This window comes from Novosphingobium sp. FW305-C-30-35, assembly GCF_058783135.1.
Genome location: NZ_JBYSYJ010000001.1, coordinates 3,295,280 through 3,310,787 on the forward strand (window position 1 = coordinate 3,295,280; position 15,508 = coordinate 3,310,787).

Annotated in this window: 13 protein-coding genes; 11 read left to right on the forward strand and 2 right to left on the reverse strand. The window is 62.8% G+C overall.

The window, feature by feature from the left end; translation table 11 throughout:
• Positions 1 to 36 precede the first annotated feature (36 nt).
• The 10 genes from AC3WLM_RS16270 to AC3WLM_RS16315 all read left to right on the forward strand — a co-directional run bounded on the left by AC3WLM_RS16270 (position 37) and on the right by AC3WLM_RS16315 (position 13,574).
• Positions 37 to 1,563, forward strand: a complete 1,527-nt coding sequence (locus AC3WLM_RS16270; RefSeq protein ID WP_492477996.1) for a tryptophan halogenase family protein — start codon at positions 37 to 39, stop codon at positions 1,561 to 1,563.
• Entirely contained in the window at positions 1,556 to 3,379 is a 1,824-nt protein-coding gene (locus AC3WLM_RS16275; RefSeq protein WP_492477997.1) for an alpha-amylase family glycosyl hydrolase, read from the forward strand. The genes AC3WLM_RS16270 and AC3WLM_RS16275 overlap by 8 nt, the downstream gene beginning before the upstream one ends.
• Complete coding sequence (locus AC3WLM_RS16280; RefSeq protein ID WP_492477998.1) at positions 3,376 to 5,010, forward strand: alpha-amylase family glycosyl hydrolase; 1,635 nt, start codon at positions 3,376 to 3,378, stop codon at positions 5,008 to 5,010. Before AC3WLM_RS16275 ends, AC3WLM_RS16280 begins: the two co-directional genes overlap by 4 nt.
• On the forward strand, positions 5,010 to 7,058 hold the full coding sequence (locus AC3WLM_RS16285; RefSeq protein WP_492477999.1) for a glycoside hydrolase family 97 protein: 2,049 nt from the start codon (positions 5,010 to 5,012) through the stop codon (positions 7,056 to 7,058). The genes AC3WLM_RS16280 and AC3WLM_RS16285 overlap by 1 nt, the downstream gene beginning before the upstream one ends.
• Before the next feature lie 191 nt (positions 7,059 to 7,249).
• Positions 7,250 to 8,698: a glucose-6-phosphate dehydrogenase gene (gene zwf, locus AC3WLM_RS16290; RefSeq protein WP_492478000.1), complete on the forward strand. Its 1,449-nt coding sequence runs from the start codon at positions 7,250 to 7,252 to the stop codon at positions 8,696 to 8,698.
• Positions 8,691 to 9,317, forward strand: a complete 627-nt coding sequence (locus AC3WLM_RS16295; protein WP_492478001.1) for a 6-phosphogluconolactonase — start codon at positions 8,691 to 8,693, stop codon at positions 9,315 to 9,317. The genes zwf and AC3WLM_RS16295 overlap by 8 nt, the downstream gene beginning before the upstream one ends.
• Positions 9,317 to 11,137 carry a phosphogluconate dehydratase gene (gene edd / locus AC3WLM_RS16300; RefSeq protein ID WP_492478002.1) on the forward strand — a complete coding sequence of 607 codons (1,821 nt, stop codon included), beginning with the start codon at positions 9,317 to 9,319 and terminating at the stop codon, positions 11,135 to 11,137. The genes AC3WLM_RS16295 and edd overlap by 1 nt, the downstream gene beginning before the upstream one ends.
• A gap of 28 nt (positions 11,138 to 11,165) precedes the next feature.
• Complete coding sequence (locus AC3WLM_RS16305; protein ID WP_492478003.1) at positions 11,166 to 12,134, forward strand: glucokinase; 969 nt, start codon at positions 11,166 to 11,168, stop codon at positions 12,132 to 12,134.
• A 166-nt stretch (positions 12,135 to 12,300) separates the two neighbouring features.
• Positions 12,301 to 13,083, forward strand: coding sequence for an enoyl-CoA hydratase-related protein (locus tag AC3WLM_RS16310; protein ID WP_039332424.1), 783 nt, complete (start codon positions 12,301 to 12,303; stop codon positions 13,081 to 13,083).
• A 38-nt stretch (positions 13,084 to 13,121) separates the two neighbouring features.
• Positions 13,122 to 13,574, forward strand: a complete 453-nt coding sequence (locus AC3WLM_RS16315; RefSeq protein WP_492478004.1) for a DUF488 domain-containing protein — start codon at positions 13,122 to 13,124, stop codon at positions 13,572 to 13,574.
• Here the strand turns inward: AC3WLM_RS16315 and aroB are convergent.
• A complete protein-coding gene (gene aroB / locus AC3WLM_RS16320; RefSeq protein ID WP_492478005.1) occupies positions 13,571 to 14,677 on the reverse strand; it encodes a 3-dehydroquinate synthase in 1,107 nt (368 codons plus the stop codon). The genes AC3WLM_RS16315 and aroB overlap by 4 nt on opposite strands.
• Entirely contained in the window at positions 14,668 to 15,249 is a 582-nt protein-coding gene (locus AC3WLM_RS16325; RefSeq protein WP_039332172.1) for a shikimate kinase, read from the reverse strand. The genes aroB and AC3WLM_RS16325 overlap by 10 nt, the downstream gene beginning before the upstream one ends.
• Positions 15,250 to 15,346: 97 nt before the next feature.
• Here AC3WLM_RS16325 and AC3WLM_RS16330 point away from each other — a divergent pair, with 97 nt between their 5' ends.
• On the forward strand, positions 15,347 to 15,490 hold the full coding sequence (locus tag AC3WLM_RS16330) for a hypothetical protein (RefSeq protein ID WP_156135713.1): 144 nt from the start codon (positions 15,347 to 15,349) through the stop codon (positions 15,488 to 15,490).
• Positions 15,491 to 15,508: the final 18 nt, after the last annotated feature.

A 15,508-nucleotide genomic window follows, 5' to 3' on the forward strand; every position in this document is an offset into this window, starting at 1 on the left:
GGCACTCTCGAGAGAATTCACTGCGGGAGAACGGACGTGTCGGCTACAGATCAGCGCAGGATCGTCATTGCAGGTGGCGGCACGGCAGGATGGATGACCGCCGCTGCTCTTGCCCGGCTGGCTTCGCCGCACTGGCAGGTGACATTAATTGAGTCCGAGGAAATCGGCACGGTCGGCGTCGGTGAGGCGACCATCCCGATGGTTCGCCTGTTCAACCAGACACTGGGTATCGACGAGGCCCAGTTCCTGCGCGAAACGCATGGCACCTGGAAGCTTGGGATCGCTTTCGAAGGCTGGGGTGGTTTCGATGACCGCTACATCCACGGCTTCGGGCTTACGGGTCGCAGCCTCGGTGTTCTGCCGTTCCACCACTACTGGCTGCGAGGCCGTGCACATGGCCTTGCCGGTCCGCTGGGCGAATACGTGCTCAACGCCGTCGCTTCCGATGCAAACAAGTTCGCGCATATCGACCGTCCGCAAGGTAGCGCCTTGCCGCCGATGCCATACGCCTACCATTTCGACGCCTCGCTTTATGCCGCATTCCTCAGGCGTTACGCTGAAGGCCGTGGCGTTCGCCGGATCGAGGGGCGGATCGTCGGTTTCGACCGCGATGTGCTGAACGGCAATCTGGCGGCACTTCGCCTTGAACGTGGCGACGTGATCGATGGCGATCTTTTTGTGGACTGCTCTGGCTTCCGCAGCCTGCTTCTGGGTCAGGAGATGGGCGTCGGTTATGTCGATTGGAGCCAGTGGCTGAAATGCGATCGCGCAGTGGCGGTGCCCTGCGACAGGGCTGAGCCGCTTGTTCCTTACACCCGTTCAATTGCCCAGCCCGCCGGCTGGTGCTGGCGCATTCCGCTTCAGCATCGTACCGGAAACGGCCACGTCTTCTGCTCCGACCTGATGAGCGAAGACGAAGCCACAGCGCGGCTTATCGGCCGCCTCGATGGCGAGCAACTGGCCGATCCGCGCACCATCCGCTTCAAGGCCGGGCGGCGCGAGAAGTTCTGGGAGCGGAACGTTGTGGCGATCGGGCTCTCCTCCGGCTTCATTGAGCCTTTGGAATCCACCTCGATCCACTTGATCCAGACCGCAATCAGCCGCCTCGTCGATTTCATGCCCAATGGCCCTGTGCAGGATGCTGATCGCGATGCTTACAACCGCCTCGCAACTTTCGAAATAGAGCGCATCCGCGATTTCGTGATCCTGCATTACGTCGCCAATGGCAGGCACGGCGAACCCTTCTGGGACTCTCTGCGGCAGATGGAGGCAGCCGGACAACTGCCCGATGCGTTGGGCGAACGTCTTGCGATGTTCCGGGCGTCGGGACGCATCGTGCGCGAACACGACGAACTGTTCGACGTGCCCGGTTGGGTGCAGGTCATGATCGGGCAGGGTGTCGTGCCCGCACGCTGGCATCCGCTTGCCGACCAGGTTGCGCTCGAAAGCCTCAAAGCCTTCCTCGATACCGTGCGCGGTGCCTACGAAAAGGACGTTGCCCGAATGCCGTCTCACGCTGAATACGTGTCGCATGTTTGCGGACAGGTGCCGGCACATGCGTAAGGTCATGGGTCTTTCTCTTCTGGCGCTGCTCGCCTCGCAACCCGCGCAGGCCGACGTGCCGCTCGCCGAAGTCCGGGCGCGTCCGGCAGCGGGGGAGACGATCTATTTCCTCCTGCCCGATCGGTTCGAGAATGGCGACAAGGCCAATGATCGCGGCGGCCTGAAGGGAGATCGCTACAAGACCGGTTTTGATCCCGCCGCCAAGGGCTTCTACCACGGCGGCGACATCAAGGGGCTGACCCAGCGGTTAGACTACCTGCAGCGGCTTGGCGCCACCGCGATCTGGGTGGCACCGGTCTTCAAGAACAAGCCGGTGCAGGGCGGGCCGGGGCTCGAGAGTGCCGGATACCACGGCTATTGGGTGACCGACTTCACCCGCGTCGATCCGCACTTCGGCACCAATGCCGACTTCAAGGCGCTTGTCGACGCGGCCCACGCCCGTGGGATGAAGGTCTACATGGACATCATCGCCAACCACACCGCTGACGTAATCCAGTACAAGGATGGCCAGTACACCTACCGCGACAAGGCGAACTGGCCCTATTCGCGCAAGGGTGGCGTGAATGGTGAGCCGGTCAATCCTGGGTTCGCCGGAGACGCGGACTCGAGTGCAGCCAACTTCGCCAAGCTGACCAATCCCGGCTTCGCCTACGAGCCATTCGTTCCGCCAGCCGAAGCGCACGTGAAGGTGCCCGATTGGCTTAACGATCCGATCTATTACCACAACCGCGGTGACAGCACGTTCCGCGGCGAGAACAGCCGCTTCGGTGACTTCGCCGGCCTTGACGACCTTTTCACCGAGCATCCCCGGGTACGCGCCGGCATGATCGAGATCTATGCCGATTGGATCAGGCAGTTCGGCATCGACGGCTACCGGATCGACACGGCCAAGCATGTCGATCCGGGTTTTTGGCAGGCGTTTATCCCTGCGATGCTGGAGACGGCGAAGCAGGCCGGCATACCCAACTTCTCGATTTTCGGCGAAGTGGCGCACGAAGGGTCGGACCCCGGCACCATAGCCCGTTACACCCGGCGTGACGGCTATCCGGCAGTGCTGGACTTCGCCTTGCAGGGCGCGGTGCGCGCCGTGCTGGGGCAGGGCAAGGGCACCGAGGTCCTTGCCGATACTTTCGATGGCGATGTGCTCTATGAGGGCGGCGAAGAAGCCGCGCTGGCGATGCCGACGTTCCTTGGCAATCACGACATGGGCCGGTTCTCCACGCTGCTCGCCAAGGACATGCCGGGGATTTCAGACGCCGAACTTACCAGGCGCGTCGAGCTTGCCCATGTGATGTTGCTAACCCTGCGTGGTTCGCCAGTGATCTACTCTGGCGACGAGCAGGGCTTTGTGGGCGATGGCAACGATCAGGACGCCCGCGAGGACATGTTCGCCAGCAAGGTCGCGAGCTACAACGACAATCGTCTGCTTGGCACTTCGGCAACCACCGCAACGGCCAACTTCGATCCGGCCCACCCTTTTTACAGGTTGATCGCGACCCTGGCCCAGCTGCGCAAGGCCCACCCGGCGCTGGCGCGAGGTCGGCAGGTTACGCGAACGTATTCGGAAGCGCCCGGCTTGTTTTCGGTCTCCCGCTTTGATCCGGTTAGCGGTACCGAATACTTCATAGCCTTCAATACCTCGGACAAGCCGATCGCCATGCAAAGCGTGATCGGGGTGTCCGCAGCAAGCCTTGAGACGCTCTATGGGCGATGCCCGGCGCAGGTTTCCGCGCCCGGCAGCGTTACGGTCGAGCTACCCGCCTTCGGCAGCATGGTTTGCCGTGTCGCTCCCTCCCCGGAAACTACCGTTCGATGAAGACTTCCGAAGCCGTACTTCCCAGCACCAAGCCACAGCCTGACGTGCCGTGGTGGCGTGGCGCTGCGATCTATCAGATTTATCCGCGCAGCTTCTGTGATTCCAATGGTGACGGCATCGGCGACCTGCCGGGCATCACGCAACGTCTGGAGCACGTGGCGCGCCTCGGCGTGGATGCAATCTGGGTCTCTCCGTTCTTCAAATCGCCGATGCGCGATTTCGGCTATGACGTGGCCGACTATTGTGACGTCGATCCAATTTTCGGCACGCTCGCCGATTTCGACGCAATGGTGAGACGCGCCCACGAACTGGGGCTGAAGGTCACGATTGATCAGGTCTACGCCCATACTTCGGACCTCCATCCATGGTTCGAGGAAAGCCGACAGGATCAGCTGAACGACAAGGCGGACTGGTACGTCTGGGCCGATCCCAGAGCCGACGGTTCGCCACCCTCAAACTGGCAATCGGTGTTTGGCGGTCCGGCATGGACGTGGGATGCGCGGCGCAAGCAGTATTACCTGCACAACTTCCTTTCCAGCCAGCCGCAGATGAATGCGCACAATCCTGATGTGCAAGATGCGCTGCTTGGCGTCATGCGCTTCTGGCTGGATCGTGGCGTGGACGGGTTCCGTCTCGATGCGCTCAACTTCCTCATGCATGACCCGACGCTGCGCGATAATCCGCCAGCGCCCGATGACGGGCGTCGCAAGACGCGCCCCTTTGACTATCAGCTCAAGATCTACAATCAGTCGCACCCGGATATCCTGAGGTTCATCCAGCGCGTGCGGGAACTGTGCGATCAGTATGGCGCGGTGTTCACTGTGGCCGAAGTGGGTGGCGATCTGGCCGAGACCGAGATGAAAGCCTTCACCGCGGGCGAGGATCATCTCAACAGCGCCTATGGCTTCGACTTCCTCTATGCCGACAAGCTGACTCCGAAGTTCGTCGAGCAGGCCGTTGCCAAGTGGCCGGACACGCCGGGTATCGGATGGCCGAGCTGGGCTTTCGAGAACCACGACGCTCCCCGCGCACTGTCGCGCTGGTGCGGCCTCGATGATCGCGAGGCGTTTGCACGGCTGAAGGCCATGCTTTTCACGTCGCTGCGGGGCAACATCATCGTCTATCAGGGCGAGGAACTGGGGTTGACCCAGGTCGAGATCCCCTTCGAGCAGTTGCAGGACCCGGAAGCGATTGCCAACTGGCCGCTGACGCTTTCACGCGATGGGGCCCGCACGCCGATGCCGTGGGTGGTGCAGTCAGGCGAGGGGGGCTTCACATGCGGAGCGCCGTGGCTGCCGTTGGGCGAAGAGAATCTGGCGCGCGCGGTAGACCGGCAGGAAGCCGATCCGTCGTCGCTGCTCAATCTGACCACGCGCCTGCTGCGTCTGCGCCGTGAAAACGATGCGCTACGCCTAGGCTCATTCCAGGTTGTCCATGCAGACGAATGCCTGCTTGCTATCCGTCGCGTCTCGGGAGAGCAATCGATTGCAGGACTTTTCAACCTGTCCTCCGTCCCGGTGGTCTGGCCGCAAGGACTGGTTCGGGATGGCAAGGAACTCGCGTCGGTAAACGGCGCCACTGTTGGGCAGTTGCCGCCGTTTGGCGCACTGCTGATCGAAGAGAGGATCTGATGCGTAACTTTCTGAACGTTGCAGCGCCGCTGGCGCTGACCCTTTCGTGCGCCCTCGTTTCGCCGGCTCTTGCTGAAACCGTGACCGCATCATCCCCGGACGGATCGTTGGTCCTTTCCGTCACAACCGACAATGACGGGCACCCGCTTTACAGCCTGACCCGCAAGGGCAAGCTGCTGCTGGCGTCGTCGATGCTGGGCTTCATCACCAGCGACGGGCCGACGATGCAGCGCGGCCAGAAGATCGTCGGCAGCGAGACCGCATCGGGGAAGGAAACCTGGGAACAGCCGTGGGGCGAGCGTCGCTATGTCAGCGACAACCACAATGAATTGCTGGTCAGGTTCGAACAGACGCCGGACTGGGGTGCCCGACGCATGAATGTGCGCTTCCGCCTGTTCAATGACGGCTTCGGCTTCCGTTATGAGATCCCGGAACAGCCCGCGATGAAGGTGATGAAGATCGCCGATGAACTGACCGAGTTCAACGTCGCGCAGAACGGCACCGCATGGTGGATCCCCGGCGGCGAATGGAACCGTTACGAGCAGGTCTACCAGAAGACCCCAATCGACGCCGTCTCCACCGCGCACACGCCGATCACGATGAAGCTCGATGACGGCACCCACCTGTCGTTCCATGAAGCCGCACTGGTCGATTATTCGGGAATGTGGCTCAAGCGTCAGACCGGCACTTCGTTCCGTGCGACACTGGCCCCTTCGTCCAGAGGCCCGAAGGTTGTACGCGCAGTGCCATTCAACACTCCATGGCGCACGCTGCGCATCGCCGACAGTGCCAAGGGCCTGGTCGAGAACGACCTCGAATTGAACCTCAACGAGCCCAACAAGATCGGCGATGTCTCCTACTTCAAGCCGATGAAGTACATTGGCATCTGGTGGGGCATGATCCGCGGTGATTGGTCGTGGGCCGAAGGGCCCAAACATGGCGCGACGACCGCGCGGACCAAGCAGTACATGGACTTTGCCGCCAAGCACGGTTTCGGCGGGGTGCTGGTGGAAGGCTGGGACAAAGGCTGGAACGGCACATGGTTCGGCAACGGCAAGGACTTCAGCTACACCCAGGCAACGCCCGACTTCGATATCGAAGCCGTCACCAGATACGGCGCGAAGAAGGGCGTCATGTTGATCGGCCACCACGAAACCGGCGGCAATATCGCGAACTACGAGGCCCAACTCGAAGACGCCATGAAGCTTTACGACCGGTTGGGCGTTCGGGCGGTGAAGACCGGCTATGTCGCAGATGCCGGTGGCATCCTTGCCCCCGGTGACACGCCGGACACGTACAAGATGGAATACCATGACGGCCAGCGGCAGGTTCAGCATCACCTCAAGGTCGTGGAGATGGCGGCGAAGTATCGCATCGTCGTCAACGCCCACGAACCGGTGAAGGACACTGGCCTGCGCCGCACCTATCCCAACTGGATCGATCGCGAAGGCGCGCGGGGCATGGAATACAATGCCTGGGGCCAGTTTGCCAACGGACCGGACCACGAGCCTACGCTGGTCTACACCCGCATGCTGTCCGGGCCGATGGACTACACGCCGGGCGTGCTGAGCCTTGAAGGCGCAAACAAGGTGCCGTTGGCCTCCACGCTTGCCAAGCAGCTCGGCCTTTACCTTGCCCTCTATTCCCCGATCCAGATGGCAGCGGACTTCATCGAGAGCCTGGAGGCGCATCCCAGGGAACTGGCCTTCATCAAGCAGGTGCCCGCCGACTGGTCCGAGAGCCACCTGATCGCCGGTGAGGTGGGTGACTTCGCGATCTTTGCACGCAAGGACCGCAACAGCGAGGACTGGTATGTCGGGGGCGTGAACGATGCGACGGCGCGCGACGTTTCGCTGAGCCTCGACTTCCTCGACCCGGGCAAGACCTATACCGCCACAGTGTGGAAGGACGGCGAGGGCGCTACTTACGAGACCGAGGCCCGGCACCGTATCGCCTATGCCACGCTGAAGGTGAAGAAGGGCGATGTCCTGCCGGCCTGGCTGGCGCCGGGCGGTGGCCTTGCGGTGCGTTTGCATCCCGGGAAGTAGTCATCCGGCAGGATTGCGGATTGCGGTCGGCCATGGTGCAGTGCACACCGTGGTCGGCCGCTTTTCCGCGCATAGCTATCCTGCATACATATGCGTGCTGAACCGGACCGACTAAGGGTCTAGGGCCGTGTGTGAGGCACGGGCCGAACGCCGATTTCGGCGGCTCGAAATGCCAAGGGAGATTTGCGTCGATGATCGAAACCAGTTGCTCGGCCCTGCTGCTGTTCGGCGCGACCGGGGACCTTTCGCGGCGCATGCTGCTGCCCTCGCTTTATGCGCTGCACGAGGACGGGCTGATCCGCCCCGACCTTCGCATAGTTGGCACCGCGCGTTCCGAGCATGACGACGCCGAGTTCCGCGAGTTCGCGCGCGCCGCACTCGCCGAGTTCCTGCCGGAGGATCGGCGCGACGACGAGAAGCTGGCAAGCTTTCTCGAACGGCTCGAATACCAGACGCTTGATGCCTCGAATGTCGATGGCTTCGGCGCGCTCGCTGAAAAACTGGGTGATACCTCGTGCGGCCTGTCGATTTTCCTTTCGACCGCACCCTTCCTGTTCGAACCGACCATCGAAGGCCTGAAGCGGGCGGGGCTGGCGCATGCCAATGTCCGGATCGGCCTTGAAAAACCGCTGGGCAATGATCTCGCCTCGTCCACCCGGATCAACGATGCTGTCGCTGCCGCCTTTGCAGAGGAACAGATCTTCCGGATCGACCATTATCTTGGCAAGGAAACGGTCCAGAACCTGATGGCGCTGCGCTTTGCCAACATGATGTTCGAGCCGTTGTGGAACGCGGGCGGCATCGATCACGTGCAGATCACGGTCAGCGAGACGGTCGGCCTCGAAGGCCGAAAGGGTTTCTACGACGATACCGGTGCGCTGCGCGACATGGTGCAGAACCATATGCTGCAGCTTCTGGCGCTGACGGCGATGGAGCCGCCAGCCAGCCTCGATGCCACTTCGATCCGCGACGAGAAGGTCAAGGTGCTGCGCGCACTGCGCCCGGTAAAAGCCGAGGAGATGGTGCGCGGCCAATATCGCACCGGCGCAGTCAAGGGCGCTTCGGTGGCGGGCTATCAGGAAGATCTTGGCGAGGCATCGGATACCGAGACCTTCGTCGCCATCAAGGCGCACGTCGACAACTGGCGCTGGACCGGGGTGCCGTTTTACCTGCGGACCGGCAAACGCCTGGCCGAGCGGCGCAGCGAGATCGTCGTCGAATTCAAGCAGGTGCCGCACAACGTCTTCGCCGAGCGTGGTGGCCGCCTCCGCGCCAATCGCCTCGTCATCCGCCTTCAGCCCGAGGAATACGTTCGCCTGCAGGTCATGGCGAAGGAGCCGGGGCTGGATCGCGGGGGTATCGTGCTCCGCGAAGTGAACCTCGACCTGTCGCTGACCACGGCGTTTGCCAAGGCGCGCCGTCGCATTGCCTACGAGCGTCTCTTGCTCGACCTGATCGAGGGCGAGCAGACGCTGTTCGTGCGCCGTGACGAAGTGGAAGCGCAGTGGAAATGGGTCGACGCTATCCGCAAGGTCTGGGCTGACACCGAAATGGAAGCTCGGCCTTATGCCGCCGGGTCGTGGGGGCCGAACGCCGGCATTGCCCTGACCGAGCGGGACGGGAGAAGCTGGAATGACTGACCTCGTGCCGGCAAGCGTGCGGTGGGCGCAGCCCGGCGATGCTGCGGCCGTGGCGGATCACATCGTGCGGGTGGTTTCGGCATCGGGCCATAAGCGGATTGCGTTCACCGGGGGCTCCACGCCGATCAAGGTGCTGGCCCTGCTCAAGGATCGCCCGCTCGACTGGTCCAGCGTCACCATTGCCCTGACTGACGATCGCAGGGTGGCGGACGACCATCCGGCAAGCAACTTCGGCAAGATCCATGCAACGCTCGGGGATTCCGGTGCGCAATTCGAACGCCTCGCAGAAGGCGCGCAAGTCGCGCCATTTGACCTCGTGTGGCTCGGCATGGGTGAGGACGGGCACGTCGCCTCGCTGTTCCCGGAAATGACAGCGCATGTCCGACCCGGGCCGGCTGTAATTGCCACGACGCCGATCCCGCTTCCGCCGGAAGCGCCGTTCGATCGGCTCACCTTGAATGAAAAAGCACTCAAGGCGACGAGGGAGATCATCCTTGTCGTGACCGGAGCGTCCAAAAAGGAGCTTCTGGAAAGCGCCTTGGCGGGTGACAACCGCTATCCCGTTACCCAATTCCTGCGCGGCTATGGGCCGCCCGTTACCATCTATTGGAGCGAATGATGCCCTTGCATCCCACCGTCGAGCGCGTCACCCAACGCATCATCGAACGCTCGCGCCCCACGCGCACCGCCTACCTCGACCTGATCGAGCGGTCGCGCGAACAGGGCCTCAATCGCCCGCAGCTTTCATGCGGCAACCTTGCCCACGGCTTTGCGGCCTCGGGCGAGGACAAGACGCTGATCAAGAGCGGCAAGGCGATGAACATCGGCATCGTCACCGCTTATAACGACATGCTCTCGGCGCATCAGCCCTATGGCCGCTACCCTGAGCAGATCAAGATATTTGCCCGTGAGGTCGGTGCGACGGCGCAGGTGGCGGGCGGCGTTCCCGCGATGTGCGATGGCGTGACGCAGGGACAGGACTCGATGGAGCTGTCGCTGTTCAGCCGCGACAATATTGCGATGGCTGCGGTCGTCGGGCTTAGCCATGCCATGTTTGAAGGCGCACTGCTGCTGGGCATTTGCGACAAGATCGTGCCGGGTCTGCTGATCGGCTCCTTGCGCTTTGGACACCTGCCAACGATCCTCGTCCCCGCCGGCCCGATGCCGAGCGGCCTGCCCAACAAGGAAAAGGTCCGCATCCGCCAGCTCTATGCCGAGGGCAAGGTAGGGCGCGACGAACTGCTCGAAAGCGAGAGCGCAAGCTACCATTCGCCCGGCACCTGCACCTTCTATGGCACCGCCAACTCCAACCAGATGATGATGGAAATGATGGGCCTGCACATGCCGGGCTCCAGCTTCGTCCAGCCCGGCCTCAAGCTGCGCCAGGAACTTACCCGCGCTGCGGTGCACCGGATCACCCGGATCGGATGGGACGGTGACGACTACCGCCCCCTCGGACTGTGTGTGGATGAAAAGGCGATCGTCAACGCAATTGCCGGTCTGCTGGCGACCGGAGGTTCGACCAACCACGTGATCCACCTGCCAGCCATCGCGCGGGCCGCGGGCATCCAGATCGACTGGGACGACATGGATGAGCTGAGCCGCGCCGTCCCGCTGATCGCCAGCGTCTATCCGAACGGGGCCGGCGACGTGAACGCTTTTGCTGCGGCCGGTGGCATGCCCTACGTGATCCGCGAATTGATCGGCGCAGGCCTCGCCCATGCGGATATCATGACCGTATACGGCAAGTCGCTCGAAGAGGGCGCGCAGGAGCCGGTCATGGATGGCGACACGCTCAGATGGAGAGCCGCGCCAGAGGTGTCGGGCGACGACAAGATGTTGCGCCCGGTAGCTGCACCATTCCAGCCCGAAGGCGGCTTCCGCCTGCTCAAGGGCAATCTCGGCCGCGGCACGATCAAGGTCAGCGCTGTGGACCCCTCGCGCTGGACGATCGAAGCGCCTTGCCGGGTATTCAGCGACCAGAACGACGTTCTGGCAGCCTTCAAGGCCGGCGAATTGGAGAAGGATGTTGTGGTCGTGGTGCGGTTCCAGGGACCCGCGTCGAACGGCATGCCCGAGTTGCACAAGCTGACACCGCCGCTCGGAGTGCTGCAGGACCGCGGCTTCAAGGTTGCTCTGGTCACTGACGGCCGCATGTCTGGCGCTTCCGGCAAGGTTCCTGCTGCGATCCACGTGTCGCCGGAAGCGAAGACCGGTGGCCCACTGGCCAAACTGCGCGACGGCGACATCGTGCGCGTCTGCGCAGACACAGGCGAACTGGCTGCGTTGGTCGATGCTGCTGAATGGTCCGCACGCGAGAATGCGCCTGCTCCCGAAGCAGCCATGGGCGTTGGGCGTGAACTGTTCGCCTTGATGCGCCTGCATTCGGACGAGGCCGAACGCGGTGGTTCGGCGATGCTGGCTGCAGCCGGGCTCTGACGGCAACGAAAGAGAATAGGGGGACAGGATGCAGGTAGTTGCCGTCGATATTGGCGGGACCCACGCCCGCTTCGCGATTGCGGAAGTGACGGGGGGAAGGGTCGTTTCCTTGGGTGAAGCGGTCACGCTGAAGACCGCCGAACACGGGTCTTTCCAGCTCGCCTGGGAGGACTACGGGCGGATCGTCGGCAGGCCGTTGCCGTCGGCAGCAGCGATCGCAGTTGCGGGTCCGGTTGGCGGCGAGATCATCAAGTTCACCAACAATCCGTGGATCATCCGACCGGCTCTGATTCCCGAAAAGCTCGGTGCGGAACGCTACGTGGTGGTGAACGATTTTGCCGCCGTGGCTCATGCAGTGGCGCAGGCGGACGATAGTCATTTCCTGCATCTCTCCGGCCCGGAAACGGATTTGCCATCCACTGGCGTGATCAGCGTCGTCGGCCCCGGCACCGGCCTCGGTGTCGCGCAACTCTGGCGGAACGAAAGCGCATATCGCGTTCAACCGACCGAGGGCGGGCATATCGATTACGCGCCGCTCGATGCGATCGAGGATGCGATCCTCGCAGGCCTGCGCAAGCGTCATCGCCGGGTATCGGTCGAACGTGTCGTGGCAGGGCCGGGCATAGTCGACATCTACGAGGCTCTCGCGCTGTTGGAAGGGCGCCCATACACCCCCCGCACGGACCGCGAGCTTTGGGAACTCGGCACTTCAGGTGGCGATAGCCTGGCGGCGGCGGCGGTTGACAGATTCTGCCTTTCGTTGGGCAGCGTTGCCGGCGACCTCGCGCTTGCGCACGGTTCGACTGGCGTGGTGATGGCGGGCGGACTTGGCCTGCGCATCAAGGACACGCTAGTGCGATCGGGATTTGCTGACCGGTTCCGCGCCAAGGGTCGCTTCGAAGGGCTGATGGCGGCGATCCCGGTGAAGCTGATTACCCACCCGCAGCCGGGCCTGTTCGGTGCAGCAGCAGCCTACGCCCAAGCCTATCCAGACTGATCAATGTGTGGATAGGCGTGCGGTGCCGCGTCCGCCTATGGATGGGACCAGATAGACCGGCATTCTCGCTTTAATCGGGCAATTAATTCTGGTGGATTCGTTCTGCCGAAGCGGTATTGCTTGGGTCGGAAGCATGAATGCGGATGCCGAAGGAGAAGGTGCCCAGATGGAATACGAGACCATTCGCGTCGAGCGTGCAGGCGATGTCCTCAAGATCGTGCTGAACCGGCCGGAGCGGCTGAACGCCTGTCCGCCGAACATGGCGCTTGAACTGGCCAATGCCGTCAACGATCTCGGTGGAGCACGTGCCGTCGTGATCACCGGAGAGGGCCGCGCGTTTTGCTCCGGCGCTGATCTTGCCGCGCGGGGTGATCGCTCGATTGCAGGCGGGCGAGGTGCCTACACTGCGCTGACGCAGGCCTATAATCCCTTGATGCTTGCATTATCGCGCCTGCCGGTTCCGGTGGTCACGGCGGTCAATGGACCTGCGGCAGGCGTCGGATGCTCGATAGCGCTGGCAGCCGATTTCGTGATCGCCGCCCGCAGCGCCTACTTCCTCCAGGCTTTTGTCAACATTGGGCTCGTGCCCGATGGGGGCGCCTCATGGATGCTTACGCGTCTTGTCGGCAAGGCGCGCGCCACCGAGATGATGATGCTGGGCGAGAAGATCGGAGCGGAGAAGGCAGAAAGCTGGGGCCTGATCTACAAGGCTGTGGACGATGCCGCTCTCCAGGACGAGGCGATGGCTCTGGCTACCCGACTGGCAGCAGGGCCAACGGTTGCCCTCGGCGTGATGCGGCAGAACATCGCCAAGGCGCTTGAAGCGGACTACGCCAGCGCCTTGCTCGTCGAAGCCGAAGGACAATGGAAAGCCGGCGACAGCGCCGATGCGGCCGAAGGTGGAAAGGCGTTTCTCGAAAAGCGCAAGGCGGCGTTCACCGGCAAGTAAACCCTTGATATGCGGATGGTCTACCCCACTTCAGGGGTATGACCACCCGCAGGATCTGGACTATCGGCTATGAGCAGGCAACCGTGCCTGCGGTGATGAAAGCGCTGCGTGAGGCGGGCGTTGAGGTGCTTGCCGATGTCCGGGCCCTTCCTCTGTCTCGCAGGCCGGGCTTCTCTAAGTCGGCGTTGGCGGCAAATGCGCGCGACGCCGGGATCGAGTATGTGCATTTCAAGGCGCTCGGAACCCCGGCCGAAGGACGCGCGGCGGCACGGCGCAACGATCACGCAACTCTCGAGCGGATTTACGAAGGCCAGCTCGAACTTCCCGAAGCGATTGCGGCCGGTGCCAGGTTGGCCGACATGGCAAGCGAGCGCAAGGTTGCTCTGCTCTGCTATGAGCGCGAGGCACACGGCTGCCATCGCACCTTGCTGCGGCAGGCCATCTTGCCGGACTTCGAGGTGATCGACCTGATCCCCGTGGACGCTGCCTAGGCGCGCAATTCCTCATCGAGGAACGCTGCCACGTCGGCGAGGTCGACGTCCTTTGCAAGGAATGTCTGCCCGATCCCCCGCATCAGCAGGAAGGGCAAGGTGCCTGCGTCCATTTTCTTGTCGTGCAGCATGTGGTCCACAAGGCGGCGGCCATCGCAGGCAAGGCCAAGCGATTGCAACGATGATGGCAGGCCGACCGCTTCCATGTGGGCCGCTATCCGACGCGCATCCTGTCCGTTCATGAGCCCTCGACGTGCCGAGAAGCGCGCGGCGAGTACCATGCCCAGGGCAACGCCTTCCCCATGGAGCAGGCGGTCCGAAAAGCCGGTCTCCGCTTCCAGCGCGTGGCCAAAGGTGTGGCCAAGGTTCAGCAACGCGCGGATTCCGGCAGTCTCCTTCTCGTCTGCGGCGACGATCCGGGCCTTTGCTGCAACGCTCCTGGCAATTGCAGTTTCCCGCGCGCCGCTGTCACCTGCGAGCAACCTTGTCCCATTGGCCTCGCACCATTCGAAGAAGGGCGCGTCGTCAATCAGGCCGTACTTGATGACCTCGGCGTAGCCTGCACGGGTGTCGCGCAAGGGCAGCGTGTCGAGGGCCAGCGGATCGGCGAGTACCAGCGAGGGCTGGTGGAATGCGCCAACCAGGTTCTTGCCGGCGGGCGTGTTGATTGCGGTCTTGCCCCCGACACTGGAATCGACCTGGGCAAGGAGCGTGGTGGGAATCTGGACGAACCCGCAGCCCCGCTTGACCATCGAGGCGGCAAATCCCGTCAAGTCTCCGATCACGCCTCCGCCGAGGGCAACGATGTTGTCCTTGCGCTCGACTTCCAGTGCCAGCAGCCAGTCGACAACTTCGGCGAGGCACTGCCAGCTCTTGGTGCTTTCGCCGGCGGTCAGAACGAGCCATTCGCTGCGGATGCCTGCAGCCGTGAATGAGGCCGCAACCACTTCGCGCCAATTTGCGGCGACGTTCGCATCGGTGATAACGGCAACACGGTCCTTGCGCAGGAATGGCCGGCAATGCTGGCCCGCATTGGACAGCAGCCCTGCCTCGATGCGCACTTCGTAAGGGGCGCCAGCGATGGCGACGGGGATCACAGCCATTTGTCGATTGCCTTGAGTATCTTGTCGGCAGTCACATGATGCGGCTGCGCACTGCTGGTGACGTGAATCGGGGCCTGGGAGTAGAACGGTTCCCGTTCTGCCTTGAGGCGAGCCAGGATCTCGCGCGGGTCTCCCGACCGAAGGAGGGGGCGGTTGTCCTTCCGGCCTACCCGCTCGACAAGGGTTTCGACGTCACTGTCGAGCCAGACTGCAATGCCTTTTTCAAGGATCAGTGCGCGGGTTTCGGCATTGCAGAACGCTCCGCCGCCGGTGGACAGCACCTTGCGATCCGTGTGCTGCCCTGTGCCCATCAGGCGAACGATGACGCGACGCTCACCATCGCGAAAATATTGTTCGCCATAGGTGGCAAAAATCTCGGGGATTGGCATGTGTGCGGCGCGTTCGATCTCTTCGTCCGCGTCAAGGAAAGGCAGGTGCAGCATTGTCGCCAGCTTTCTGCCGACGGTCGTCTTTCCCACGCCCATCATGCCGACGAGTACCAACGGTCGTGCAATCCGCCGCGCGATGCGGGCGATTTCGGACGAGCTGAGCGGATGCGCGTCATGTTCCATTGCCGCGCCGCCTATACTTGCGCTAGTGCCCGTTGCAAGCACCGCCTCGACTGCACGGCGGTGCAAAAGGGTTTGTCGTCTGGTACCGGGTGGTTGAATGAAGAGGATTGCCGTGGTCGCTCTGGCAGCAGTTGTAGTGGTGGCCTTGTTGACGGTGATCTGGATCAGGGGTGGAACACAGCCGATGCAGTGGGTTGAACAGCCGGTCGGCGAACCTCCGGTCGGGGGCAATGCGCAGTGAGCAGGCCTGTGTCCGGAA

Bases quoted from the DNA above. Each gene is read 5' to 3' on its own strand.
- AC3WLM_RS16275 (WP_492477997.1), top strand. From the start codon at position 1,556: ATGCGTAAGGTCATGGGTCTTTCTCTTCTGGCGCTGCTCGCCTCGCAA.
- AC3WLM_RS16280 (WP_492477998.1), top strand. From the start codon at position 3,376: ATGAAGACTTCCGAAGCCGTACTTCCCAGCACCAAGCCACAGCCTGAC.
- AC3WLM_RS16285 (WP_492477999.1), top strand. From the start codon at position 5,010: ATGCGTAACTTTCTGAACGTTGCAGCGCCGCTGGCGCTGACCCTTTCG.
- zwf (WP_492478000.1), top strand. From the start codon at position 7,250: ATGATCGAAACCAGTTGCTCGGCCCTGCTGCTGTTCGGCGCGACCGGG.
- AC3WLM_RS16295 (WP_492478001.1), top strand. From the start codon at position 8,691: ATGACTGACCTCGTGCCGGCAAGCGTGCGGTGGGCGCAGCCCGGCGAT.
- edd (WP_492478002.1), top strand. From the start codon at position 9,317: ATGCCCTTGCATCCCACCGTCGAGCGCGTCACCCAACGCATCATCGAA.
- AC3WLM_RS16305 (WP_492478003.1), top strand. From the start codon at position 11,166: ATGCAGGTAGTTGCCGTCGATATTGGCGGGACCCACGCCCGCTTCGCG.
- AC3WLM_RS16310 (WP_039332424.1), top strand. From the start codon at position 12,301: ATGGAATACGAGACCATTCGCGTCGAGCGTGCAGGCGATGTCCTCAAG.
- AC3WLM_RS16315 (WP_492478004.1), top strand. From the start codon at position 13,122: ATGACCACCCGCAGGATCTGGACTATCGGCTATGAGCAGGCAACCGTG.
- aroB (WP_492478005.1), bottom strand. From the start codon at position 14,677: ATGGCTGTGATCCCCGTCGCCATCGCTGGCGCCCCTTACGAAGTGCGC.
- AC3WLM_RS16325 (WP_039332172.1), bottom strand. From the start codon at position 15,249: ATGGAACATGACGCGCATCCGCTCAGCTCGTCCGAAATCGCCCGCATC.
- AC3WLM_RS16330 (WP_156135713.1), top strand. From the start codon at position 15,347: ATGAAGAGGATTGCCGTGGTCGCTCTGGCAGCAGTTGTAGTGGTGGCC.